At 69.9% G+C, this 25,418-nt stretch carries 21 protein-coding genes; 3 read left to right on the top strand and 18 right to left on the bottom strand.

Translation table 11 applies throughout. The features are described from left to right. Positions 1–427: 427 nt before the first annotated feature. From ABZ464_RS22710 to ABZ464_RS22665, 10 genes are all read right to left on the bottom strand, one after another. Complete coding sequence (locus tag ABZ464_RS22710; protein ID WP_359279445.1) at positions 428–4,753, bottom strand: Rne/Rng family ribonuclease; 4,326 nt, start codon at positions 4,751–4,753, stop codon at positions 428–430. A gap of 307 nt (positions 4,754–5,060) precedes the next feature. Further along, positions 5,061–5,810 carry a TIGR03936 family radical SAM-associated protein gene (locus ABZ464_RS22705; protein WP_359279444.1) on the bottom strand — a complete coding sequence of 250 codons (750 nt, stop codon included), beginning with the start codon at positions 5,808–5,810 and terminating at the stop codon, positions 5,061–5,063. A gap of 48 nt (positions 5,811–5,858) precedes the next feature. Beyond that, a complete protein-coding gene (locus ABZ464_RS22700) occupies positions 5,859–6,971 on the bottom strand; it encodes a hypothetical protein (protein ID WP_359279443.1) in 1,113 nt (370 codons plus the stop codon). An 82-nt stretch (positions 6,972–7,053) separates the two neighbouring features. Then, on the bottom strand, positions 7,054–7,410 hold the full coding sequence (locus ABZ464_RS22695) for a carboxymuconolactone decarboxylase (protein WP_359279442.1): 357 nt from the start codon (positions 7,408–7,410) through the stop codon (positions 7,054–7,056). Between the two features lie 43 nt (positions 7,411–7,453). Then, positions 7,454–10,192 carry an HAD-IC family P-type ATPase gene (locus tag ABZ464_RS22690; protein WP_359279441.1) on the bottom strand — a complete coding sequence of 913 codons (2,739 nt, stop codon included), beginning with the start codon at positions 10,190–10,192 and terminating at the stop codon, positions 7,454–7,456. Then, a complete protein-coding gene (locus ABZ464_RS22685) occupies positions 10,189–11,202 on the bottom strand; it encodes a polyphosphate kinase 2 family protein (RefSeq protein ID WP_359279440.1) in 1,014 nt (337 codons plus the stop codon). Before ABZ464_RS22685 ends, ABZ464_RS22690 begins: the two co-directional genes overlap by 4 nt. Before the next feature lie 156 nt (positions 11,203–11,358). Beyond that, entirely contained in the window at positions 11,359–12,288 is a 930-nt protein-coding gene (locus ABZ464_RS22680; protein WP_359279547.1) for a VanZ family protein, read from the bottom strand. A gap of 163 nt (positions 12,289–12,451) precedes the next feature. Then, the gene (locus ABZ464_RS22675; protein ID WP_359279439.1) at positions 12,452–12,799 is read right to left on the bottom strand and encodes a GNAT family N-acetyltransferase; all 348 of its coding nucleotides are present in this window, start codon (positions 12,797–12,799) and stop codon (positions 12,452–12,454) included. Further along, the gene (locus tag ABZ464_RS22670; RefSeq protein WP_359279438.1) at positions 12,685–13,554 is read right to left on the bottom strand and encodes a GNAT family N-acetyltransferase; all 870 of its coding nucleotides are present in this window, start codon (positions 13,552–13,554) and stop codon (positions 12,685–12,687) included. Before ABZ464_RS22670 ends, ABZ464_RS22675 begins: the two co-directional genes overlap by 115 nt. An 82-nt stretch (positions 13,555–13,636) precedes the next feature. Next, positions 13,637–14,119, bottom strand: coding sequence for a hypothetical protein (locus ABZ464_RS22665; protein ID WP_359279437.1), 483 nt, complete (start codon positions 14,117–14,119; stop codon positions 13,637–13,639). Between the two features lie 138 nt (positions 14,120–14,257). Between ABZ464_RS22665 and ABZ464_RS22660 the strand changes: the two genes are divergently transcribed. Beyond that, on the top strand, positions 14,258–15,877 hold the full coding sequence (locus ABZ464_RS22660) for a recombinase family protein (protein WP_359279436.1): 1,620 nt from the start codon (positions 14,258–14,260) through the stop codon (positions 15,875–15,877). On the opposite strand, the gene ABZ464_RS22655 is transcribed toward ABZ464_RS22660, so the two are convergent. From ABZ464_RS22655 to ABZ464_RS22635, 5 genes are all read right to left on the bottom strand, one after another. Next, on the bottom strand, positions 15,874–16,653 hold the full coding sequence (locus tag ABZ464_RS22655) for a hypothetical protein (protein ID WP_359279435.1): 780 nt from the start codon (positions 16,651–16,653) through the stop codon (positions 15,874–15,876). The two genes, ABZ464_RS22660 and ABZ464_RS22655, sit on opposite strands and share 4 nt — an antisense overlap. Before the next feature lie 185 nt (positions 16,654–16,838). Further along, entirely contained in the window at positions 16,839–18,251 is a 1,413-nt protein-coding gene (locus ABZ464_RS22650) for a replication initiator (protein ID WP_359279546.1), read from the bottom strand. 242 nt (positions 18,252–18,493) lie between these two features. Continuing rightward, positions 18,494–18,691 carry a hypothetical protein gene (locus ABZ464_RS22645; protein ID WP_340377378.1) on the bottom strand — a complete coding sequence of 66 codons (198 nt, stop codon included), beginning with the start codon at positions 18,689–18,691 and terminating at the stop codon, positions 18,494–18,496. Beyond that, entirely contained in the window at positions 18,688–19,989 is a 1,302-nt protein-coding gene (locus tag ABZ464_RS22640; RefSeq protein WP_359279545.1) for an FtsK/SpoIIIE domain-containing protein, read from the bottom strand. Before ABZ464_RS22640 ends, ABZ464_RS22645 begins: the two co-directional genes overlap by 4 nt. Then, on the bottom strand, positions 19,989–20,339 hold the full coding sequence (locus ABZ464_RS22635) for a hypothetical protein (protein ID WP_359279434.1): 351 nt from the start codon (positions 20,337–20,339) through the stop codon (positions 19,989–19,991). Before ABZ464_RS22635 ends, ABZ464_RS22640 begins: the two co-directional genes overlap by 1 nt. Before the next feature lie 167 nt (positions 20,340–20,506). On the opposite strand from ABZ464_RS22635, the gene ABZ464_RS22630 reads away from it, so the two are divergent. After that, on the top strand, positions 20,507–21,286 hold the full coding sequence (locus ABZ464_RS22630; RefSeq protein WP_359279433.1) for a GntR family transcriptional regulator: 780 nt from the start codon (positions 20,507–20,509) through the stop codon (positions 21,284–21,286). Positions 21,287–21,696: 410 nt separating this feature from the next. On the opposite strand, the gene ABZ464_RS22625 is transcribed toward ABZ464_RS22630, so the two are convergent. Together ABZ464_RS22625 and ABZ464_RS22620 are read right to left on the bottom strand one after the other, a co-directional pair. Next, entirely contained in the window at positions 21,697–22,002 is a 306-nt protein-coding gene (locus ABZ464_RS22625) for a hypothetical protein (RefSeq protein ID WP_359279432.1), read from the bottom strand. 309 nt (positions 22,003–22,311) lie between these two features. After that, positions 22,312–22,872: an ATP-binding protein gene (locus tag ABZ464_RS22620; RefSeq protein WP_359279431.1), complete on the bottom strand. Its 561-nt coding sequence runs from the start codon at positions 22,870–22,872 to the stop codon at positions 22,312–22,314. 211 nt (positions 22,873–23,083) lie between these two features. On the opposite strand from ABZ464_RS22620, the gene ABZ464_RS22615 reads away from it, so the two are divergent. Continuing rightward, on the top strand, positions 23,084–24,457 hold the full coding sequence (locus ABZ464_RS22615; RefSeq protein WP_359279430.1) for a sporulation protein: 1,374 nt from the start codon (positions 23,084–23,086) through the stop codon (positions 24,455–24,457). A 3-nt stretch (positions 24,458–24,460) separates the two neighbouring features. On the opposite strand, the gene ABZ464_RS22610 is transcribed toward ABZ464_RS22615, so the two are convergent. Further along, complete coding sequence (locus ABZ464_RS22610) at positions 24,461–25,375, bottom strand: aminoglycoside phosphotransferase family protein (RefSeq protein WP_359279429.1); 915 nt, start codon at positions 25,373–25,375, stop codon at positions 24,461–24,463. Between the last annotated feature and the right edge of the window lie 43 nt (positions 25,376–25,418).

The raw sequence follows: 25,418 nt of genomic DNA, 5'->3' as shown, positions 1-25,418 counted from the left end.
CTCAGCACGGCCGCATCCCTGGTTGTCCATGGCCGCCTGTAGGCGGATGGACGGCTTGTACACAGGACCCCGCCCCCCGAGGGTTCCTTGCGGGAAGTCAGCCGTACCCGGTACGGGACCGGATGTGCTCATCGGCTGCGGTCACGGTGTGCATGTCTTTGGCCACCGGGACCAGACTGCACGTTACCAGCACGGGGACGGCGATTTTCCCGAGCGTTACCACAGAGAAACCACCACCCTGGGTGCCATCCATCACAAGCAAGACACAGCGTAACCCTGCGGTAAACACAGTGCGACGCGGGGTGAGGACGCCCGACGGGGCGCACGGACGACGGCAGGGCGACGGCAGGGCGACGGCGCGGGCACCCGGTTCGCACCGGACGCCCGCGCCGTGGTCTCACCGCAGGTGAGGCGGTCGGCGAGGGGGTCAGTCCTCGGTCGCCTGCGCCGCAGCCGTCTTCTTCGCCACCGTCGCCTTGGCGGCCTTCTTGGCCGTCGTCTTCTTGGCGACGGTCTTCTTCGCGGCCGTCTTCTTGGCCGTCACCGTCTTCTTGGTGGCGGCCTTCTTCGCCGTGGCCTTCTTCGCCGTCTTGCGGGCGGCCGTCTTCTTGGCGGGAGCGGCCTCCTCCTCGACGACGCCCTCGGCTTCGGCGGCCTCCGTCGCGACGGCTTCCGCCTCGACGGGCTCGGCCTCGACGGACTCGGCCTCCGCGGCCGACGGGACGACCACGACGGCCGTCTCCTCGGACGCGGTCGGCGCGGTGGCCTTGCGCACGGCACGGCGCCGCGGGCGGGCCGGGGCCGCGCTCTCGGCGGCAGCCTCGGCGACCGGCTCGGCCTCGGCGGGCTCCGCCGGAGCGGCCGGGGCCTCCACGGCGGCGGGCTCGACGACCGTCACCACGGCGGCCTCCGCACCGGCGGGCGAACCGGCCGGCGCGGACACCTTGCGGGTGGCGCGACGACGGGTACGGCCCTTGGGCGCGGCGTCCTCCTCGACGGGGGCCTCGACGGGAGCGGGGGCCTCGACGACCGGGTCCTCCACCGCGACCGGCTCGACCTGCGCGGCCGGGGCCTCGGCCGGCTGCACCGGACGCTCGGCTGCCGCCTCGGCGGTCACGGACTGCGCGGTGGGCACCTGCGCGAGCGTGTCGACGGACGCCTCGACGGACGCCTCGACGGACGCCTCCGCGAGCTCCTCGGCCGGCTCCTCCGCGACGAACACCTCGCCACGGCCTCCCCGGCGCCCGGCGCCCTTCGGCGCACCGGCCGGAGCGGACGCCCGACGGCTCGCCCTACGACGGCTGCGCCCCCGCGTGGCCGCGGCCTCCGCCTCGGCGACGCTGCTGTACAGCTCCTCGTCGAGCGCGAAGTCGGGAGCGGACAGCGCGACCGGCTCGGCCACCTCGGCGGCGACCTCGGCCTCGCTCTCGGCCTCCTCCTCGACGCCCACCAGCGGCTCGGCGGTCTCGACGGCCACGGCCTCGTGCTCGTGGACGTCGCCGCCCCGGCCGCGCTTCTTGCGCTTGCCGCCGCCACCGACGGCCGTCGGCTGCTCCATGTGGACGATGACACCGCGCCCGTTGCAGTGGACGCAGGTCTCGGAGAAGGACTCCAGCAGACCCTGGCCCACCCGCTTGCGGGTCATCTGCACGAGGCCCAGCGAGGTCACCTCGGCGACCTGGTGCTTCGTACGGTCGCGGCCCAGGCACTCCAGCAGGCGCCGCAGCACCAGGTCCCGGTTGGACTCCAGCACCATGTCGATGAAGTCGATCACGATGATGCCGCCGAGGTCGCGCAGCCGCAGCTGGCGCACGATCTCCTCGGCCGCCTCCAGGTTGTTCCTGGTGACCGTCTCCTCGAGGTTGCCGCCCTGGCCGGTGAACTTGCCGGTGTTGACGTCGACGACGACCATCGCCTCGGTCCGGTCGATCACCAGCGAACCGCCGCTGGGCAGCCAGACCTTGCGGTCCAGCGCCTTGGCGAGCTGCTCGTCGATCCGGTACGTGGCGAAGACGTCGACCTCGGAGGTCCACTTCGACAGCCGCTCGGCGAGGTCGGGCGCGACGTGCGAGACGTAGCCGTGGATGGTCGACCAGGCGTCGTCGCCGCTGACGACGACCTTGGAGAAGTCCTCGTTGAAGATGTCGCGGACGACCCGGACGGTCATGTCCGGCTCGCCGTACAGCAGCGTCGGCGCGTTGCCGTTCTTCGACTTCTTCTGGATGTCCTCCCACTGCGACTGCAGACGCTCGACGTCGCGGCGCAGCTCGTCCTCGCTCGCGCCCTCGGCGGCGGTGCGCACGATGACGCCCGCGTCCTCGGGGACGATCTTCTTGAGGATCGTCTTCAGCCGGGCCCGCTCGGTGTCGGGCAGCTTGCGGCTGATGCCGGTCATCGAGCCCTCGGGGACGTACACGAGGTAGCGGCCCGGGAGGGAGACCTGGCTGGTCAGACGGGCGCCCTTGTGCCCGATCGGGTCCTTCGTCACCTGGACGAGCACGGACTGACCGGACTTCAGGGCGGACTCGATACGGCGCGGCCCGTTGGCCATGCCGAGCGCCTCGAAGTTGACCTCACCGGCGTACAGGACGGCGTTGCGCCCCTTGCCGATGTCGATGAACGCGGCCTCCATCGACGGCAGCACGTTCTGGACCTTGCCCAGGTAGACGTTGCCGACGTACGAGGTCGACTGCTCCTTGTTGACGTAGTGCTCGACGAGCACGCCGTCCTCCAGGACGCCGATCTGCGTGCGCTCGCCGCTCTGGCGGACGACCATCACGCGCTCGACGGCCTCGCGGCGGGCCAGGAACTCGGCCTCGGTGATGATCGGGACGCGTCGGCGGCCCTGCTCACGGCCTTCGCGGCGGCGCTGCTTCTTGGCCTCCAGACGCGTGGAGCCCTTGATGGACTGCACCTCGTCGGACGGCTCGGAGGGCTTGCGGGGCTCACGGACCTTGACGACGGTCCGCTCGGGGTCGCCCTCGCCCGGCTCGCTGTCCGCGGCGCCGTCCCCGGCGCGCCGACGGCGGCGACGACGGCGACGGCTACCGGCGGTGGAGCCACCGGCCTCGTCCTCGGCGTCCTCGGCGTCCTCTTCGGTCTGCTCGGCGGTGTCCTCGGCGTCCTGCGCGGCCTGCTCGGCGGCGAGTTCGTCGGACTCGGCGTCCGGACCCTCGGTCTCGTCGGCGGCCTCGCCCCGGCGGCGACGACGCCCGCCACGGCGACGGCGACGGCGCGAACCGGTCTCCTCGTTCTCCTCGTCGCCCTCGACACCGTCCTCGGCGGCCTCGTCGGCCTCCTCCGGCTCGGTCTCGTCCTCGGCGGCGGGCGCGGTGCCGGTCCGCTCGGCGGCCTCGGTCTCCTCCGCGAAGGCGGTGCCCCGGCGGCGACGGCGACGGCGCGAGCCGGTCTGCTCCTCGGTGGGAAGCTCGTCGGAGGGAAGGCCCTCGGCCTGCTCGATCGCCTCGATCGCCTCGGTCTCCTCGGCCTCCACCGGCTCCTCGACGGAGGCGGCGGCGGCCTCGGCGGCGGCGCGCTGCGGCGTCTGGAACTGGGGCTCGGCGAACACGGGCGCCTGGAACACGGCGACCGCGGGCCGCGCGGGCCGGCGCGGTGCGTCGCCCTCGCCGTTCTGCACGGCCGCGGGCTCGGAGAACCCACCGGCGGCCCGGCGCACGACCCGCCGACGGGCGCGCCGCGTACCGGCCTCCTCGTCGGCGGGGGCCTCGGCGACGGCCGGGGTCCGGGGGGTGGCCTCGACGGCCGGGGCCTGGGCGGCGGCGGTACGAGCGGTGGAAGCCGGAGCCTGCGCGGGCTGCTCCACGACGGCCTCGGCGGCCTCGACGGCCTCGGGGGCCTTCGCCTCGGCAGCGGCGGACTCGGTCGCGCCCTGGGTCTCGCTCTCGGCGGCGGCACCGGCGGGCGCGGTCACCCGGCGGGTGGCGCGACGCCGGGTGCGCGGCGCGGGCGCGGCCTCCTCGGCGGCCTCCGCAGCGGCTGCCGGGGCCTCGGCGGGCGTCTCGGCGACCACGGCAGGCGCCTCGGCCTCACCGGACGCCTCCGCGCTCACCGCGGTCTCGGCGGGAGCACCGGCGGGCGCGGACGCCCGACGGGTGGCCCGACGACGGGTACGCGGCGCGGCAGCGGCCTCCTCGGCCTTCTCCGCCACAGCCTCGACCTCGGCCTCAGCGGCAGCAGCCGCAACCGGCACCACCGTCTCCGCAACAACCTCCGCCTCAACCGGCGCACCAGCGGGCGCGGACGCCCGACGAGTGGCCCGACGACGCGTACGCGGCGCGGCAGCGGCCTCCTCGGCCTTCTCCGCCACAGCCTCGACCTCGGCCTCAGCGGCAGCAGCCGCAACCGGCACCACCGTCTCCGCAACAACCTCCGCCTCAACCGGCGCACCAGCGGGCGCGGACGCCCGACGAGTGGCCCGACGACGCGTACGCGGCGCGGCAGCGGCCTCCTCGGCCTTCTCCGCCACAGCCTTGCTCTCTTCGGTCTCTTCGATCTCTTCGATCTCTTCGGTCACGGCGATCTCTTCGGTCTCGACGACCTCGTCCGCCAACTGCTCGGCGGTCTCCACGGCCGGTATGGCCGGCGCGGTGATCTCGGCCGGGGCCTCGGCGGCGCCGCTCGGCGGCCCGGCCGGGCGGGAAGCGGCACGGCGCCGACGACGCGGCGGCAGGGTGTCGCTGGGGGTGTTGTTCTGTTCTTCGGAACCCTGGGTGGGTTCGGTCGGTTCGAGCATGCGGGTGTATCTCCCGTCAGGCTCCCGGGCGCCGCACCGGGCCCGGCGCCGATCACGAGGGATCGGTCGCCGTTGACGTCCGCGGCTCGCGCACCTGCGCGTTGCCGCCGTCCGGGGCGCGGCCGCCGCACGGGAGCTCTCTGTGTCCTGTCTCGCCGGTTCCGTAGCCCTGTTGCGTACGGCCTGGCGAAAGTCTTCTGGTGGGCGCGCTGCCCGACCCAGGTGGCTCCCGAGTACGAGGGCGGCGCTACGACGCTCGTCCCGATGCGGAACCTTCCGTGCGTCGACGCCTTCGCGGCGGCAGTCGCTAGGCCGTTGTGAGGGCCTCGGCTGCCTCGCGGTCGGGCGCGAGCGGGTCGGTCACGGCGCCGGTCTCTTCATCGAGCAGCCCCTGCGCCAGCCTGGTCACCGCTGCGGGGACCGGCGGCGCCAGGTCGGCCACGGCGCGGAGACCGGACAGGACGTCGTCGGGTCGTACGGCAGGCGTCACGTGCCGAACAACCAGCCGCAGTATCGCACAGGGCCGGTCGGTCGGCCTATCAGCCGCTTCACTCTGTTGCGTTTCTCGAAGTGTGGCGAGGTGGACGACCGCCGGGCGGGCGTCGAAGGTGCGCATGCCGTTCTTGGTCATGCGCTGGACCTCGACGGACTCGGCGGCCTGGAAGGCCTGGACGGCGCGTTCGGCGTCGACCGGGTCGACTCCGTCGAGCCGCAGCTCCCACACGGAGGCCGTGAGCCGGTCGGCGAGACCCGAGGTGCGGGCCTCGACCGCGTCGACGATGTCGAGCCCGGCGGGCAGCGACTCGTCGAGGAGCGCACGCAGCGTCTCCGGTTCGCGCGCCGCGGTGAGCGCGATCTCCAGGTACTCCGCCTCACTGCCCGTGCCGGTGGGTGCGGCATTGGCGTACGACACCTTCGGGTGCGGCGTGAACCCCGCCGAGTACGCCATCGGCACCTCGGCACGGCGCAACGCGCGCTCGAAGGCGCGCTGGAAGTCACGGTGGCTGGTGAACCGGAGGCGGCCGCGCTTGGTGTAGCGCAGTCGGATGCGCTGCACCGCGGGTGCGGGCGGCGGGCCTTCGGGCTGTCGCTTGCCCAGTGTCGTTCAGTCCTTCGTGAGGTTCGTGAGAGCGGTCGTACTGCTATCAAGAGTACGTGCGCCGAGCGGCGTCGGTTCCCGCCGGAGCACCGCTTCCCTCTCCCGGGGCGGTACCAGACGTTCACCGGGTTCGCCGAACAGCATCCGCCGTACGTCGGCCCGTGCCTGCCGGGCGGTCTCGCGCGCGGAGGCGAGGGCCTGCCGGGTCGCCCGGCCCACGGCGCGCGCGGCCTGCGCGGCGGGCTTGAGGATGAGGTCGCGGACGACGTGTCCCACCGGGGTGAGGACGGTCCGGTACACCCAGCGCACCGGCTCCACGAACAGCCACCGGAACACTGTGGCGAGGAACCGTCCGACGGCGCGCGAGAGATGCCCCGCGATCCGCCAGGCGTGCCCGAGCGCGTCCCCGACCTCGCGGGCGAGGACGCCGAGGAAGCGCCCGACGGGGACGAGCACCCAGCGCCACAGCGCGAGCGCGGGCAGCACCAGCAGCACCCGGGCGATCCAGTACGCGGCCACCCCGAGCCCCGTCATCAGCAGCCCGAGCAGCCTCCACAGCCCCAGCGCGCACCAGGCGGCCGCCCGTCCGACCGGCGCGAGGATCCACTCGTACACCCCGCGGGCGGGGACGACGACCAGGTACCGGACCAGCCACAGCACGGGGACGACGACCGCGTACCGCACCAGGCACAGCACGGCGCGCCCGGCGGGGGTCAGCACGCGCGCGTACAGCCACGCGCACCCCGCGCCGACGCCCCGCGCCAGCCATACGGCGGCCTGCCCGACCGGAGTCAGGACGTACCGGTACAGGGCGACGGCGGGGACGACCAGGAGCACCTTCCCGAGCCAGGCCAGTGCCTGGTCGGCCGGGACGAGGACGTACCGCCACAGCCCCACCAGCGGCCACACGAACGCCACCCGCCCCAGCCACAACAGGGCGCGGCCCAGCGGCCGGAGCAGGGCGTCCCGCAGGAAGCGGCCGGTGACGACCAGCGCGTCCCAGGCCATCCGCACGGGCACGACCAGCACGAGCACCACGATCCGCACGGGCAGCCGGATCGCGACGACGAGACATCCCTCCGGCTGATGCGGCTCGGCGGGCGGTTTCTGCAGGTCCATACCGGTGTAGACGCCGCGGACCGCTCACTGGATGCACGGAATCAGCCGGACGGATGACAAAAGTGTGCCCGGCGTGGGTGGTTCAGGTGGTGCCGCGGCTCTGCGCCTCGGCGTTCGCGATGGCTTCCGCCTCCGCCTCCGCCAGCGCGATGGCGACACCGAAGGCCTGCGCGATGTGGCCGGCCGCCGACATGACGCGGGCGCTGCCCACGACGGGCGCGATGGCGACGAGCACGTCCTGGAGCTCCTCGACGGTCAGTTCGGCCTTGACCGCCGGGTCGATGTGCGCCAGGTAGGAGATGGCCGGCGCATCGACGGCCACGAGCGCGGCGATACGGGTGAGGATCAGCGTCCGATCGTCCATGTGACAGCGCTCGACGGAGTCGATGGTCATGGCGGCGATGGTGTCCAGAACGGGGGTCTCGGATGCGGTTGCCATGTCGGAATCACCTTTCTCTGTTCTCACCTGTCTGTCTTCCTTCTCACCCGATGGTTTTCGGGAAGTTCTTACGGACCAGGACCTTGCCCAGCTCCCACAGCGCCAGCAGGGCCACCGCCGGCACCAGCGCCCAGCCGAACTGCTCCAGATCGAGCTCGGTCGTGCCGAGGAGGCGCTGGAAGCCGTCCATCTGCGTCACCAGCACGGCGAGCACGAACTCCACGAGCATCGCGATGTTCATCTGCTTGCTGTCGAAGCTGGCGGTGGTCAGCACGGTGTCCGTCTGGCTGCGGCACTCCAGCGCGGCCACGATCAGACAGAGCGCGAAGGACGTGAACGCCATGGACTGGCCGGTCTCCACGCTGTCGAAGCGCGAGGTGCCCAGCTGGATCAGACAGAGCAGGCCGATCGTGATCGCCAGACCGGACAGCCCGACCGTGACCATCACCCCCGTGGTCAGCACCGGTTCGCCGCGCGGGCGGGGCCGGCGCGCCATGAGTCCCGGGCTCTGGCGGTCGAAGCCGAGCGCGAAGCCGAAGGCGGCGTTGACGAAGAAGTGGATCCACAGGACCTGCGCCGGGGTGAACGGCTCCCCCGCCGCGATGTCGAACAGCGTCGCGCCGAGGAAGGTCAGCACGAACACGACCAGCAGCACCAGCACGAACCGGATGTACTTGGTGAGGTTGTCGTAGATCTTGCGGCCCTGCTCGACGGCGAAGACGATCGTCGCGAAGTTGTCGTCGGCCAGCACCATCCGTCCGGCGTTCTTGGCCACCTCGGTGCCGGATCCCATGGAGATCCCGACGTCGGCGGCCTTGATGGCGGGGGCGTCGTTGACGCCGTCCCCGGTCATCGCCACCACATGCCCCTTCGCCTTCAGCGTGTCGGCCAGCAGCACCTTGTGCTCGGGGGCGACCCGCCCGACCACGCCGATGTCCTCGATCCGCGCGAGCCGCTCCCGCTCCGGCAGCGCGGCGAAGTCGGCGCCGAGCACCGCCTCGCCCTCGATACCGAGCTGCCGCGCGATCGCGGCACCCGTGACGACGTCGTCGCCGGTGACCATCCGCACCCGGATGTGGGCCGCCTGAGCGTCGGCCACCGCGGCCCGCGACTCCTCCCGGGGCGGGTCCACCATGCCGACCAGGCTCGTCATCTGCAGCTCGGTGACATACGAGAGGAGGTCGCCGTCGGCGTCGAAGTCCGCCGGGTCGAGGTCACGCCGCGCGGCGGCCATCACCCGCAGGCCCTCGCCGCCCATGCGCTCGACATGGGTCTGCGCCCGAGCGTCGGCGTCCTCGTTCCAGGGCACCGCCTTCCCGCTCGCGAGCGCCGTCGCGGCCCGGGCGAGCACGGCGGGCGCGGCGCCCTTCACGAAGCAGCGCACGACGGGGCGGCCCGTCTCGTCCGTCGCCCGGTTGAAGGTGGCCATCAGCTTGTACGACGGGTCGAAGGGCAGCGTGGCCAGCCGGGGCAGCCGCTCCCGGGTGGCGTCGATGTCCAGCCCCGCCTTGTGCCCGAGCACCAGCAGCGCGCCCTCGGTGGGGTCGCCGACCACCTCGCCGCCGACGAGCGTGGCGTCGTTGGCCACCAGGTACGGCAGGATCGCGTCCTCCATGTCGGGCGCGGAGCCCACGGGGTGCCGGATCCTGCCCTCCAGGCTGTAGCCGGTGCCGGAGACGGTGTAGCGGTCGCCCGGATCGAGCACTTCCACCACGGTCATCTGGTTCATGGTGAGCGTGCCGGTCTTGTCGGAGTTGATCGCCGAGGTGAACCCCAGCGACTCCACCGACGGCAGGTCCTTCACGATGGCCTCGCGCTTGGCCAGGTCGACCGCGCCGATCGACAGGATCGTCTGCGTCACCGTCGGCAGGGCCTCCGGGATGGCGGCGATCGCCAGCGAGACCGCGCTCACGAACAGCGCGTCCCACGCCGTACCGCGGCTGCGCCCCAGCACGAACATCACGATCATCGTCAGCCCGGCCGTCCCCGTGATCCACAGGGTGAGCCGGTCCAGTTCCCGGGTCAGCGGGGAGGCCTCCCGGCTGGTGCTCGACAACATCCCCGAGATACGGCCGAGTTCGGTGTCGGCCCCGGTGGCCGTGACGATCACCGTCGCGCTGCCGTGGGTGACGGGGGTGTTCATGAACGCCATGTTCGTGCGGTCCCCGGGCGGCAGATCCGCCCCGGTCAGCGTCCCGGGATCCTTGACGGCGGGCACGCTCTCGCCGGTCAGCGCGGACTCGTCGATCTGCAGCGCGCTCGCCGTGACGATCCGCCCGTCGGCCGGCACCTCGTCCCCCGCCGCGAGCAGCACCACATCCCCTACGACGACCTCCTCGGCCGGGACCTCGGACTCCACCCCGTCCCGGCGCACCCGCGCGGACGCCTTCATCATTGACTTGAGGGCGTTCATGGCGCTCTCCGCCTTGCCCTCCTGCCGCATCCCGACGACCGCGTTGAGGACCGTGAGGACCAGCAGCAGCACCCCGGTGCTCCACTCCTTGATCACCAGGGAGACCACAGCGGCGGCCACCAGGACCAGCTGCATATAGCTGCGGTACTGGGCGAGATAGCGGCGCCAGCCCGGCACGGGCTTCTCTTCCGGCAGCGCGTTCGGCCCGTTCGCGCGGAGCAGCTCGGCCGCCCGGCCGACGGACAGCCCACGGCCCGGCTCCGCCCCGAGGGCGACGGCGACCTCGTCCGGGGACAGCGCGTACCAGGCCCGACCGCCGGCCGCCCGCGCCCGCGCCTGCGGCTGCGGGTCACGGGCGGGCGCGCTCATCCGGCCCCCCCATGCGTCTCACTCCTCTTGTTGCCCTTGCCCTTTCCCTTGCCCTTGCCCTTCCCCTTTGCCTTGCCCTTGGCGGCGTAGGGGTCGGCCGGCTCGCCCTCGGGGGCCTGCCGCTCCAGCTCGCGCTTGACCTCGGCCAGCTCCCGCCGGGTCTCCTCACCGACCTCCGGATAGCGGGGGTCGATGCCGATCAGGGTGTGCGCCAGCACCGCGCTCACACACACCCGCGCGAACCACTTCCGGTCGGCGGGAATGACGTACCAGGGCGCCCACGGGGTGCTGGTCGCCGACAGCATCTGGGAGAACGCCTTCTGGTAGTCGTCCCAGCGGGCGCGCTCGCGGACGTCGGCGGGTGAGAACTTCCAGTTCCGCTCGGGGACGTCGATGCGCTTGAGGAAGCGGACGCGCTGTTCTTCCTTCGACAGGTTCAGAAAGAGTTTGACCACGGTGAAGCCGTTGTCGGTCAGATAACGCTCCCAGTCGTTGATCTCCCGGTAGCGGCGCTCCCACACGTCCGGGCCACGGGCCGCGTCGGGCAGCTTCTGGCGTTGGAGGTTCTCCGGGTGCACCCGCACCACCAGGACCTCTTCGTAGTGGGACCGGTTGAAGATGCCGATCTCCCCGCGCCGGGGCAGTTCACGCTGGTAGCGCCAGAGGAAGTCGTGGTCGAGCTCCTCGTCCGAGGGCACCTTGAAGCCGGCCACCCGTACGCCCTGCGGGTTGACGCCGCTCATCACATGCCGGATCGTGCCGTCCTTGCCGCCGGCGTCCAGCGCCTGCAGACACACGAGCACACCGTGGGTGTCCTGCGCGGCCAGCCGCTGCTGATAGTCGGCGAGCAGCTCGACCCCGCTCTGCAGCAGCTCGACGCCATCCCTCTTCTTCCGGATCCCCGCCTTGTACCGCGGATCGAAGTCCTTCCACAGCCGCACCTTGCTGCCGGGCTCGACCCGCAACGGACTGACGAACTCAGCGATCCGCCCGGCCCTCTCGTCGCCCATCGCCCGCCCGTCCCTTCACCGCCGTGTCCCCGGTCCCCCAGCAGCATCCCTTCACCACCCCCGACCGACCTCACCCTCCACGGGTGGTTCCCGAGGCGTTCTGACCAGCTCGGCCATTGCCGACCACGCGTGAGCGCCTCCGCCTCGCTCAGCAGGTCAAGGGGAGATGGCGGCCGGTCCGACCGGTCCGGCCTGTCGGGTGAATCCGATGATCCGTCCGGTGGTGGTGACGGTGAGGTCGAGGCGCATGGGCGTCATGGCCCTGTCCGCGTAGCGCCGGTACACGACCGTGTACACCATGGTCGGACCGTCGCCGACGGAGCGGATGCGCTGATCACTCCCCGCGACGATCTGCGGGAACCACCTGCGAGCGAACCGTTCGGCGGCCGCCGCGACTTCCCTCTCGCTGAGGCTGCCCTCGTCTCCGCGGGTGTTCGAAGACCAGGCGGTTTCCAGGGTCTTCTCCGGCCACGTGCCGGAAATGGTGCCGCGGTTCGTCTCGGCGGTGATCTTCAGGCGGCTTCCGTCCTTCTCGGTCGCGGTCCCCCGCACCTCGGTGTCGCTCCCGAACACGCCCTCGGCCGCCGTGGCGATCCACTCGTCGGCCTGCACGGCGGATTCGGCGAGATCGCGCCGCTGATCATCCATCGCGACCACGTCGACCGAATCGATCCGCAACTGGAAGACGCCCCCGACCGCCAGCACGCCCACCACCGCCAGAGACCCACCCCACACGAGATCCCGTACGGGCTTGGCCGGCGCTTGCCGCCGCCGATACAGCCATACAGCTCCTGCCACGCCCCCCAGCACCGCACCACTCGCATTGGCCGCGAGGTCCGTCACACTGCACGAGCGCCCCAGATGCCCCGCCGACTGGGCGAGTTCCACCACGCCGCTGAGAGCGCCGAAGGCAGCCGCGACCGTCACCGGTCTGCTGAAGAGCAGGACGGCCAGAAACGCGCCGGGCGCGAAGAGCGCGATGTTCAGCAGAGAACTCGCCGACGTGAACAGGTGGGTGGGCGTCCCGGTGTCGCACTGCCAGGGCCCCATACCGGCATCACCCGGCAACAGAGTCACAGCCACCATGCCGACCAAGTAGGCCGCCAGGGCCGTCCTCAGAGGCCACGGCTTCCCCCTCGCCTTCGCCACCAGCGCCGTAGGCCCCGCGACGAGTACAGCAAGGACCAAGAAGGAGACGATGAGCCCCGGTACGGCGGAGACGGACGCTTCGATCACGTGGGGCCTTCCATCAGAGGGGCAGGCCCCGCAGGTCCACGCTGACGGTTGGATGAGGCAGACCGACCAGGTCGTAGATCATGGTGGCCAGTGGCGAGGTCCGAGCGCCGTCGGGCTGCCGGAAGGTGACGGGCACCGAGAGCCGACTCCATCCCAGCCGGGTGCAGAGCGGGACCAGGTCCGGACGGCAGAGCAGCAGCACCGTCTCGGCGCCGCCCACTCGTGCGTGTTCGACCGCAACGCTGATCACCGTCCGGGCGATGCCCTGGCCCCGATGGTCGGGGTGCACCAGCACACCACCCAGCCCGGCAGCGCGGCGCGGCGCGGCAGACCATCGAAGGACACGTCCCGCAGCAGCCATCCCACGGAAGCAACCGGCCTGCCTTCGGACACGGCCACGAGGGTGTGCGCCTTGTCGGCCCACACCGGACCGATCCCGTCTACGCCGAAGGGGTCAGGCAGGCCGGCGCGGAGTGCGTATTCACCATCTGGAGAACCAGGGTCTGGAGAACCAGGGTCTGGAGAACCAGGGCGCAGCGCATGGACCAGCCGGAGGTCCGCACGACCGTCGTCCACCACATGCTCCGCAGCGCCTCCGGCGGCGGGGTCGAACCGATAGCGCAGACACTGCAGACCACTGGACTCGACAGCCCCGTCCGGCTGGGCGCCCAAGCGGCGCAGTACCGCGATGGAGGCCGCGTTGCCGGGCAGGACGAACGCGAAAACGGCAGGGAGCGAGAGGCTGCGAAACGCCAGGCCCAGGCACGCACGGCCCGCCTCGCCGGCGATCCCACGCCCTTGGGCCCGTGGGTGCAGGGCGAAACCGAGGTCAACGCCGTACCGGGCGCGATTACGCAGTCCCACACGGCCCAGAAACTCGTGCGTTGCAGCATCTCTGACCGCAAAGTCGCCATAGCCGTGTCTGGTCCAGTGGGCGACGTGATCGTCGCACATGGCCTCAGCCGCAGACCGGCTGTCCGCCCGCCCGGTCGCCAGCCATCGCATGACGCTGTCCTGACTGACCACAGCCTCGAAGAGATCGTCGCTGTCCTCGTGGCGGATCGGCTCCATCACAAGCCGCTGGGTGCGCAGAACGGGTCCATCCAACCGGGCCACTCGGCAACTCCTCTCGGCCAAGGATGGAAGGAGCGTACGCAGCGAGTCTTCGGAACGAGGGAGGCGACCGGTGAACCTCGGGCTACACCACACACCACACGCCCAGATCGCCGGCCGCCCCCGGCCGGATGAAGCTGCTGATGAGAGACCATGCGCGGTCGACGCCCAGGACGAAGTCGCCGGTGAACTCTGCCGGGTCATCCATGATCGGGACATCGACCACGGCACCCACGGGGACGGTGCCATCCCCCACGAGAAGAGACAGCACCTCAGCCTCATCGATCAGATGGATCACCGCGTGATCACCTCGGAAGCCGAGGCTCACCCGAGGAAACTCCCTGTCCGGCAACCGAACCTCGAGGTAGCCCTGCCCACGGGAACGCAGTTCGCCGAAGCGGTCCGTCAGATCGCTCACGTCCGAACGTCTCTCGCCCGCGACGAACCGTCCCGATTCCGGCGACGTCGTCGCCCACACCACGCCCATACCGCCCCCGAGCGCTGCGGCCACCTCATCCTCCGTGGCCTCCGCCACAGCCTCAGCGATCCGCCGCAGCGCTTCACTCACCTCAGTGGCTGTGCCCGCTGGTCGTGGCGTCCTGCTTGACCGTCAGGGGGAGCAGCTTCTTGCCTGTCGGGCCGATTTGGATTGTCGTGTCCATGGCGGGGCATACACCAACAGCCCTAAATCCAGTACGGTGCCGCCATGGCTACCCGATCCAGGAAGCGCACCCCAACTCACTTACAGACGTACGACGTCGAGACCGAGTGGACCGCAGCAGACTTGGCGGTCCTGGAGGACCTGAAGAAGGCCGAGGCCCTGTTGCCGGACGACGCCCCCAGGGCGTTGCTCTCCATCCGCCTGTCGGTCCTCACCGACGAGACGACCTCCCCCATCCGGCAGGAACTCGATCTGCGAAAACTCGCCCTGGAGCGAGGCCGCCGAGTCGTCGGAGTCGCCAGCGACCTGAACGTGTCGGCGACGAAGGTCCCGCCATGGAAGCGCAAGGAGCTGGGCGACTGGCTGAACAACCGCGCGCCGGAGTTCGACGAGATCCTGTTCTGGAAGCTGGACCGGTTCGTACGGCGCCTCACGGACCTCAGCACCATGATCGACTGGTGCCTGAAGTACGGGAAGAACCTCCTGTCCAAGCACGACTCGATCGACCTGACCACGACGACCGGAAAAATAATGGTCACGATCATCGGTGGAATCGCCGAGATCGAGGCGGCCAACACCAGCACACGCGTCACCAGCCTGTGGGACTACGCCAGGACTCAGACGGATTGGGTCGTGGGCAAGCCGACGTACGGCTACGAGACGACGGAGAACGAGGACGGCAGGGTCGTCCTCGCCATCAATGAAGAGGCGTACAGGGCACTGCACTGGTGTCGCCGCGCCGCCCTGAGGCCGAAGCCAGCATCCGCGCGGCGCATGTCCAGGGTGCTCATCCGTGCCGGAATCTGCGGACCAGGCCTGACCACGTCGACGATGCTCCGCCGGCTCAGGAACCCCGGGCTGATGGGGTACCGCGTGGAGGAGAACAAGGTCGGAGGCGTACGCCGCTCGAAGATCGTGCTGGGCAACGACGGGAAGCCCATCCGCGTGGCGGATCCGATCTTCACGGAGGAGGAGTTCGAGAGCCTGCAAGCGGCCCTGGACCGGCGAGGGAAGAACCAGCCCACCCGTGCCCCCGGCGGTGCGACGAGGTTCCTGGGCGTCCTGCTCTGCGACGACTGCGGCAGCAACATGACCGTACAGAAGACCACACACAAGGGCAGGCACTACGAGTACCTGCGATGCGGCATGTGCAAGAGCGGGGGCCACGGCGCACCGAACCCCCACCACATCTACAGCAAGTTCGTCGAAGACGTCCTGAAGGTTCTCGGGGACGACCCCGTCATGGTGCGCGAGTACCGCCAGGGCGCCGAAGCCCGCAAGGAACAGAAGCGCCTTGAAGAGTCCATCAGCTACTACATGACCGGTCTCGAACCCGAGGGGCGCTTCACGAAGACCCGCTTCACGAGGGAGCAGGCCGAGAAGACCATGGACGACCTGATCAGGCAGTTGGAGGCCATCGACCCTGAGTCGACGCAGGACCGGTGGGTGGCCGTACACAACGGCAAGTCGTTCCGGGAACGGTGGGAGGAGGGCGGCATGGAGGCCATGGGCGCCGATCTTCTCCGCGTGGGCGTGAAGTGCAGGATCAAGCGCACCAAGGTGAAGGGGGTACGCGCCCCGCACATCCACATGAAGCTCATGATCCCGAAGGACGTGCGGGACCGCCTGATAATCAAGGAAGACGACTTCGCGGAGGCGTTCTAATCTGGCGAACCCCTGGACGCCAGCGAGGCAATCGCAGTGCGAAGCCGGTCGTCATCCTCCTCATCACGCCACCGCACGACAGAAATCAAGACGCCGTTGTCGCGAGCCTCGGCCGCTGCACGAGCCCCATGCGGACCGAGGCGGGCGTTCGATACGACCAACAGAGGTGCCGAGGAGGAGGCTGCTCTACCAACGAGTTCTCGGACCCTCGTGAGGGATATCGCAGCGTCCTGTCGCTGGTGCGCCAGCACAGCGACCGCAATCACGCGGTCTATTGGCATGTGGATGAGGTAGTCGTTGCCGTAGTCATACGACGTCTGCGTGATGGCGACGCCTGTGTCTACACAACGCAGCATCGCCTCATGGACGCGTCGCTCGTACAGCTCACGCGAGAACTCACGCACAGCTGGATCTCGCTCAGCGGCGGGATCGACCGTCGTGAGCGTTTCGACTACGCGTTGCGCCTCTTCCGGCGGGGCGTCCCGGGCATCGACGAGCACCTGTCGTCTTCGGGCACGGGCAAACTGCACCTGTGTCTCACCATGCCCGAGGCTGTTCAGAGGATTTCCGCTGATCAGCATGAACACCAGAATGACGCCGGCAAGGATCAGAACGGCGCTGCCCGCCTGGTTGTCCGAGAGGAAGACGGCGACTGACCCAGCACCCACCATGGGGATCCCAACAAAACCCGCCGTCACACGTCCCCAGAGGGGGAGCGGATCGGTATCAAGCGAGTCAGGCCCCTCTTCGATGTTCTCCTCATTCACTTCGGGCATGTCGTGACCATAGCGCCGCTCAGTCCAGCATCAAGTGGGTTGGAACCACGATGCCGGATCAAACGGTTCTTCCGTCCCGTCCTCATCCACGATCACGATCTCACTTTCGATCATGGCGGCTGTACCGTTCCCCGGCGAGGGCAAGGGGCTGACGTGCTGAGTACCGCGCTTGGGAAGAACCGTCGTCAGAGCCATCCCCCCTCTCGTCCTGCCTCCACAGCAAGCCGCCGAGACTCAGCAAGGTCTTCGGCGACTCCGGCCGCGATGGGGGCCGCGCCAGGGGTGTGGCCGGAGCCGACGTAGCGCCAATATCGCTCCGTGACCGCGTCGGGGATGTTGTCGTGGCCCCTGAAGTCAGCGCGTTCGGCACGCAGCGCCGCGTAGGTGGTGGAGTAGGCACGGGATTTGGTGAGGATGTGGCCCCGATAGCCGAGCGTGTGAGTCCAGGCCCGGAGGCGCAGGGGTTCGTATTCCGGGAGGCCGCCGAGGCGCCAGCAGGCGCGCATGAGGGTGCGGACGTGTGTGCTGACGGGCGCCCTGGCGATGTCGGCCCAGGTGGTGAGCGTGTAATCGAGGCCGGTGCCGGTTTCACTGGCTCCTTTGGTGACGTACTTGGCGACGTACGCGGCTACGGCGTCGTCATCCGGGCCGTCGCCATCTGCGTGCAGTGGCCGGGCGTCGACCTGGTCACCCCAGCTCAGGACCAGCCCACCCACGGCGGGGGTGTGGGGTGTGTGGACGTGGACGCGTCGGGCGGAGGCGCGTACGGCGTCGGTGAGGAGGTCTGTGGTGGCCCAGGCTGGAGGCTCGTCGTCGGGTCCGGCCGGACCGTCGAGGCGTACGACGGCATGGACGTGGACGGCCGCCCGCTTCTGGTACTCGGCGACGCGGGCGAAGGAGAGCCGGGCATGTTGGGCGAAGCGCGACTGTACGAGGCCAGCCGAGGAGGCGAGGCGCCGCCGGACGTCGATGACGAATCGGTCCCACAGCTTGGATGCGTGCGCGTGCCAGAGGACGTGGCCGGTGTAGTCGTAGCACTCGGGACACAACGGTTGGCCGGCGATCGACACGTCCGGGGCATGGACGGCTCCGCAGCCGAGCGGACGGCCGTGCTCGCAGGTGCCGCCGCCGCGGCGAGGTCGGCAGACTTCCCCAGCCCGGTGGACGACTCCGAAGGACGGGGCAGTCAGAGTGACGAAGAGCCGCGGCCGGTGGCGGACCGACGGGGGAACGTTCTTGCCGCCGAGGAGACCCGCGCGGACGAGATGGAAGGTGTCCCCGGCATGGAGGCGGGAGCAGGCCGGGCAGACGGTTGCGCGGCGGTTGCGGCAGCGGACGAGGAGGCGTTCGCCGGGTTCGTCGCGAGTGTCGTAGTGGCGGAGGATCTCGCCGGTCGTGCCGTCGAAGGTGGTGGTGGAGCCGGAGAGGTGGACGGGGTGAGCGCAGCCGCCGGTGGCGGTGATCTGCTCCAGCCAGCGGGGGAACTTGGGGTCTTGGGCGAGGCGTAGGGCGTCGCGGTCGGTTTCGGGAAGCTGACGGAGGCGCGCAGCGCGGTCGAGGGCGGCGCGCCGGTCAGCCGGGGTGTACTCCGGGGTGATGGTGGTGACCTTCCGGGGTGGGCCGCCGAAGCGGCACGGATGTGGGTTGGTGACGCGTCGTCGGTCATGGGGATCGCTCCCTTGCAGGTGGGTCGGGTGTGGCGGGGGTCAGCGGATGGTGCCGGTTCCCCGGCAGACGCGGCAGCGCCGGATCCGTCCGGTCCAGGTGCGGCGGGCTCCGTCGCCCTTGCAGTGGGGGCACCTCACGCGAGGCATGGGCATGACTGGGGTGTCCTTTCTGCTCAGGTGTGGGAGAAGCCGCTGATGAACCAGGTCACGAGCCCGTGGATGGTGAAGATCACAGGGGTCTGGCCGAGGTAGACGCCGAAGAGGCCGACGCAGACCGCTTCCCAGGCGCGGACGTCGCGGGAGCGGACGAGGAGGACGGTGATGATCCCGAAGATCACCGCGAATGTGAACGCCGTACCTTCGCTGATCACTTCGACTCTCCTTCCAGCACCACCAGTGCGCGGGTGACGAGGGGTAGTTCCGGGGTCATCACGCCGTACTTGCGGGCCGTGGCCACAGCCTCATCAGTGGGGGTGAGGTGAGAGCGCGCACGGCTCCAGCCGCCATCGGGACCGGTGCACACGGCCACACCGCGTTCCTCTGCCGTGATGGCCTGGGCAACGGCCACGGCGTCCTTGTTGAGGTCGCCGAGGGTCATTTCCGCCGTGCCGGGGTCGTTGACCCGGTGGCAGATACGGCCGCCAAGCTGGGCCCGCAGGGCCGTGACGCCGGTCCCGAGGTCGGAACCGACACGTTGGCCGGCCACCACGAGATGGATGCCGAGGGCGGCACCGAGCTGGGCCAGCCGCAGCAGCAGCGTGGAGCACTGTTCGGCTTCCGCCTTGCTCTCGCGGGTGCCGTCGGACAGGTACAGTTCCGCGATCTCGTCGACCAGGACCACGACCGGCACGGGGCGGAGCTTGTCCGGGAGCTCCCAGATCGAGCGGACCCCGGCCGACCGGCATGCGCTCATCCGGTCCTGCATGTCGACCACCAGCGCGGAAAGCACAGCCACGGCCTCACGGCGACAGGTGGCCAGCGCGGTGAGGCGTGCGGTGAACAGGCCGAGTTCCATGCCGCCCTTGCAGTCGATGCCGACCAGGGCGACGCGCTGTGTGGCGAGTTGGGTGATGAGCCGGGCCAGCAGCGTGGACTTGCCCGAGCGGGTGGCCCCGGTGATCAGCCAGTGCGGGACCAGCCGCAGGTTCATCACCCACGCCCCGCCCGTCTCCAGCGCACCGATCAGCGCGGAGAGGAGTTCGGCCGGAGCCGTGGCTAACCCCGGCCGCTCCAACGGATCACTTGCCATGGCGGTCAGCAGCACGAGGCCGCGTTCAGGAGAGGTGACCCGCACCGCGTGCACCTTCCACGCGTGCACGAACGCGTCCGCCGCCTTCAGGTAGGTAGCCGGGGTCTGGCCCGCGTGCAGCCGCACCAGCACGGACAGCCCCATGGGGGTGACGTGCGGGAAGGAGCAGCGCGGCGCCACCGGCCGCACCGGGTCACCCTTGACCAGCAGGTGACCGACGAGCGTGCGCGCCGGGAGCCGAGACACGGCCAGGTCGTTGAGGACAGCGACGCGCCGCCAGGTGGAGACCACCCGCCAGGCGGTGAGCGGGTAGCCGACGAGGTACCAGTGCCAGAGCGGGCGGTGCCGGCGCACGAGGTCACCGGCGACGAGCATCCAGGCGAGCACGGCCAGGGCGAGGGCGATGATGTACGGCTCCATCACGCCTCACCGCCCTTGCGCGCCGCCGCCGGCGTTCCGTGCACGGGCGTGATGGCATCCGCGCGGAAGCTGACGCCGTGCCGGTCGCCCATCGACCACATGAACGCCACCAGTCCGGTGACCTTGACGATCTGTCCTTCCTCGATCCCGGTCGGCTCACCGCTGACGGCGATCTCGATGACGGAGATCCGCCGCCGGTCCTGCCGCACGGTCACCGCGACCGTGTAGACGGGGTTGCCCTCCCGGTCCTTCTTCACCTCCTGTGTCTCGGAGTTGCTGAGCTTCACTTCCGGAGCGATGGCGCACCGCAGTACGCCGAGTCGCGCCGTGTCCACGGGAATGGACTGCATTTCGTTGGCCTCCCTGGCCAGTCACGACGCCAGACTTCTCCTGACGTCACTTGTCCTTACGAGTGATGAGTGTGGAGTGCTGTACGGCAAGTGCGCAACTACTTATGCTGACGAGTGACGCCGCGCGTGCGACGTGCCTACGACCCCGACCCGTCGGAGATGCCCAGATGTCGGAGATCCAGCGCCCCGGAGCCCTCTATCAGCAGGTGGCCGCCGCCATCCGCGAAGCGATCCTCAAGGGCGAGTACGAACCTGACACCCTGCTGCCGTCCGAAGCCCAGCTCATGGCCCGCTACGGCGTATCGCGCCCCACCGTCCGCAACGCGGTCGCCGCCCTCCGCGCGGAAGGACTCATCGACGTCCGGCACGGCAAAGGCAGCTTCGTACGCTCCACAAGCCGCCCCGGAGTCATCCTCGGACGCCAGGTCACCTACACCAGCACCGGCGAGTTCACCACGCACACCGGCGCGGCATGGGACCAGGTCGAGGACCCGAGCGTCTCCCGCGCCCGCACCACGGCCATCACCGGGCCCTTGCTGTACCTGGAGGAAGAGGAAGCGCTCTTCGCGTGTGACCGGCTGCTGGCCGACGCCTCCACCGGTGCCCGAGCACTGCACCGGGTACTGATCCCGTTCGCCGTCGCCGAGCAGGTACCCGAACTCGCCGAGCACCCCGACACCGAGCCGGACCGCATCTACGCCCTGCTCACCAAGGCCGGACACACGCTGTCGTGGTTCGAGACCGTACGCGCCAGGATGCCGCTCCCCGACGAGCGCGCCACCCTCCAAGCACCCGACGCGACACCGGTTCTCCACCTGACCCGCATCACGCACGGCAACGACGACCACCCGCTGATCCTCGAAGAGCTGCGCCTCAGCGCCGACCGCGCCGAAGTCGCCTACCGGATCACCGCCAGCAAACAGCCCAACCGACGCACCCGAGCCTGAACGGCGAGCCGGATCGGTCGAAACAGCCTTCACTTCCTCAAGGGCGCGCCTGCGGCGCGCCGGGTCGCCCGGCCGCCCCGGCCGGGCGTGCGGCGTGACCGCCGGTCCCGGCCGAGCGCCGGACGCCCCACACCGCAGCACGCCCGAGAAGTCGAGGCGACGACCCGCAGCCGAGGGCCGGAGCCCACGGGGCTGGGGGTCGCCGACCTCCGAGACTTTAGGCAGCCACCATGGGGCGAGCCTCGAAGAACAGGGGGCCAATCGGGCACAACCGCGGGCAGGTGCACCACCTGCCCGATTCGCCTGGCGAGCGTAAGGCCCCCTGTTCACTCGCCCCATGGCAGCTCCCGCCCAAAGTCTCTCCGGCCGGCGACGTGCGAACGCGCGCGACTCACCAGCGGAAACACTCCTCACCACGCACCGCCGTCGCCGTCAGTGTGCGCCTCGAGGAGCCCGGCGAGTCGGTCCATGGCGCCGGGCGGTCCGACCAACCGCACTACACCGCAACCGTCGTCATTCGTCGACGCGATGGCTCGCGCCTCCGACAGCTCCACCCCGACGCCGAGTAAGGCCCGGTTCAGCCGGTCCGCAACATCACGTGCTGCCCGCCAGCCCGCCAGGTAGTCGACGCCGGGCACCCACAGGCCGAAGTCCTCCCCTATCACGTTCAGGCCGTCATCCGGCCCGTTCTCACCAGTACCGATTGCCTCGCTCACCACAGACCCCGATCTAGATAACGGATCGTCAACTTCCTTTGACCGGGGCAGAAATGCAGCACGACGGCCCCGGTACCATCAGGCACCGGGAACCGCCGTGTTCCCAGCCGGGCCACCCTTCGCTTTCCAGGGCTGATGGGGTGGCCCGGTCTCGGTATGAGGTTGTGAAGCGCGGCCCCTCGGCTCAGGGGGATTGGGAGAGCCCCGGCGAGGGGCCGCGCCTCTTGGCCGGAGTGGTCATCTCCAGCCGGAGGCCGGGCCGTCGTCCGCTCCCGATCGCATGGGAGGGCAAGGTTGACGGCCCGGAGATCAGCAGGCTTTTCGTTCGGTGGCACCGCCGTCACGGTCGAAGCGGCACCAGATGGTCTTGCCGCCCTGATCACCGGGCCGCCACCAGACCGACGAGGCCAGCCGCTGGACGATGAACAGTCCACGGCCGTTGTCGGGCAGGACCGCTTCCGACAGCTCACCCGCCAGACCGGGCGAGAACGCGTCTCCCAGCGGTAGGAGCGGGGGCGAGGAGTCCTCATCCGCGACGCCGATGAACACCCACTTGGGCCAGACCTTGAACGTCATGTCGATGCGCCGAGCGCCTCCAGGACGAGCGAGGCCGCGTTCCGGCACCACGTGGTTCACCACATTGCCGACGAGTTCGGAGACGACCAGCCGGGCGTCTTCAACGATCTCGACCGCGCCGGCATCGTTCAGGAACACGGCCGTCATGTCACGGGCGACCCGCCCCGTATTGGGCGACTCGGCGAACAGCGTGGCCGTGAGGAAGTGCCCGCCGTCCGACGGATTCGGCGCCGCGAACCAGTGGTCGAACGCGTCCAGCTCACGTGCAAGGCGTTCAGCTCTTCTTGCCTCCATCACGTCCCTCTCCGGGCCCGGTACGACCCCTCATGGCACCGCTTGCATCACGCAAGCCAGTACACGGGCACACGAGCGGGACCGGGAGCGTTCACCAGGGGGTTCACATGAACACCGGCAAAGGCAAAGGGGGTTCACCAATGAACCCCCTTGAGTGAAACTCCTGTGACAGGATGAACACTCGCCGTCATTCTCGGGTGGGCAGGGGAGCATGAACCGGGAGCCGAACGCGCACTTAATCGCAGCCATGGCCGAAGCCCAGGTCTCGAACAAGGGACTGGCCAAGCGCATGCAGGACGCCGCCGCCCAACGCGGCATCAGTCTCGGCACGACACACATCGCAGTGCAGCGATGGCGCGACGGCTCAGGCATCAAGCCAGAGACAGCGGCGATCATGGCCGACGTTCTCTCCGCCAAGCTCGGACGCCGAATCTCCCCCGGCGATCTCGGCTTCTTCGACCACACCAAGGCCAGCACGCCAGAGCCGACCGGCTATCCCAGCACGCTTCCCGAAGCCCTCTCCGTCCTTGACGGACTCGCCCAGGAGCGAGCCGACGCGACCACCACAGACCGGCTGATCGTCGCGGACGCCGACCTCAGCTCAGCAGTCCTGTCATGGATGATCGCCCGCCCCGACGGCATCGAGGCTGACCGGCCGGCACAACAGCGCGTCGGCATGCGCGACGTGCGCGCGATCAGAGACGCCGCCGCCACCTTCATGCAGCTCGACTTCAAATACGGCGGAGGCCACGGCCACCGGGCACTACGCCACTACTTCCGCTACGAGGTCCTGCCCCTGCTGAGCGTGAGCTACAGCGCGAAGGTGGGAACGGCCCTGTTCGGCGCCGCAGCCGAGGTCTCCCAGTTACTGGCGTGGACCGCGTACGACACCGGCAACCACCGACTCGCCCACCGCTACCTCACATCCACTCTGCGCCTGTCCCAGGTCATCGACGACCGCATGTTCGGCGCCCGCATCCTCGGCAACCTCAGCCACCAGGCGAACTACCTGGGCAACCACACCCAGGCCATCCAGCTCGCCCGCGCCGCAGTCGAGGGCGCCAAGGGACGAGCCACCCCACGCGCCATGGCCAACTACTCGGCCATGGAGGCCCGCGCCCTGTCCAACGCCGGCGACCGCATCGCAGCCACCCGCGCGATGAACGAGGCCGCACGACACTTCGAGGCCGCCGACACCGCCGAAGACCCGGCATGGCTCGCCTACTTCGACGAAGCCGAACTCATGGGCGAACTCTGCCACTGCTTCCGCGACCTCAAGATGCGACGCGAAGCCGTCGACCAGGCCCAGCGAGCCGTGGACAGCACCGATCCGAAGTACGCCCGCACCCTCGGCTTCTGCCGCATGGTGCTCGCCCAGAGCCAGCTACTCAACGGCGAGTTGGAAGCCGCCGTCACCACCGCGAGCCTCGCAGTCGAGGGCGGCGACTCCCTCCAGTCCTCCCGCTTCCAGCGCTACGTCACCGACTTCCAACACGAAATCGGCGCGCACGCCACGAGCCCGGCCGTGGCCACCTTCAACGAGAAGGTGCGCGACGCGTTCGCCCGCCTGGACGACGATGAGTAACGACTACCAGGGCCGCCAGTCCCGAGGCCCCTGATCATCCCGGAGGCCGGCGATACGCCGCCGGTACTCAGCCGCTGTTTCCTCGTTCTCCCGAACGTTCTGCATGAGCCACGTCGTCATCCCGAACTCTTGCAGCCCACGCAGGGTCTCGTACCCGTGCCCGTCGTACAGATCCCGTCCGTACGCCGCGACGAAATCGCCGTACTGCACGTCGGTCTGCCAGCCGAGACTGTGATGCTCCACAGCCGTCACCATCAGATCCCACTCAGGATGATCGAAACAGAACGCCTCGAAGTCGATCAGGACCACCCGCCCCCGGTCGTCCACCATGAGGTTCTGCACGTGCGCATCCCCGTGCACCGGCCCCTTGGGCGACTCAAACCGCAGCTCCGAGTACTTGTCCCGCAGCTCCCGCCACCGCTTCCGCAGGAAGGCCCGGTCATCCTCCGGGATCGCAGCCTTGTCGATCCGCAGTTCCTGCTTCCCGAAGGGATCGAACGACGGCAGAGCGAGGCCGGCAGGAACGGTCAGCGAGTGCAGATCCCGCAGGATGCCACCCAGCTCCCCATACGTCGCTTTGCGATCCCCCTCCCCGATCAGATGCCAGAACGTCACGGGGTGCCCGTCGATCAAAAGAGGCTGTTCCACATCCTCAACGATGCGAGCAGCCGAGAACCCCTCAGCCGCGAGCCACCGCGCAACGGCCACCTCTTTACGAGCCGTGGACACCCACTCCTCGCCCCGCGCGATACGCACGACCACCGGCACCGAGGCCAGACGGAACAACGCGTTCTCCCCGAAGCGGATCAGCTCCGCGCCCCTGTCATCAAGCCCCGCCGTCCGGCACGCGGCACGTAACACCCGCGCAGCCCCAGCCGACGTGAACCCATCATCCGTGCGAGCAGCGTCAACCACCATGCCCGTACCAGCTCCCCTAGTCGCGCGCGATCAACCAGCGCAC

Source organism: Streptomyces sp. NPDC005820 (genome assembly GCF_040630255.1).
Classification (GTDB): Bacteria; Actinomycetota; Actinomycetes; order Streptomycetales; family Streptomycetaceae; genus Streptomyces.
This window is presented reverse-complemented; position numbering and strand designations above follow the sequence as displayed.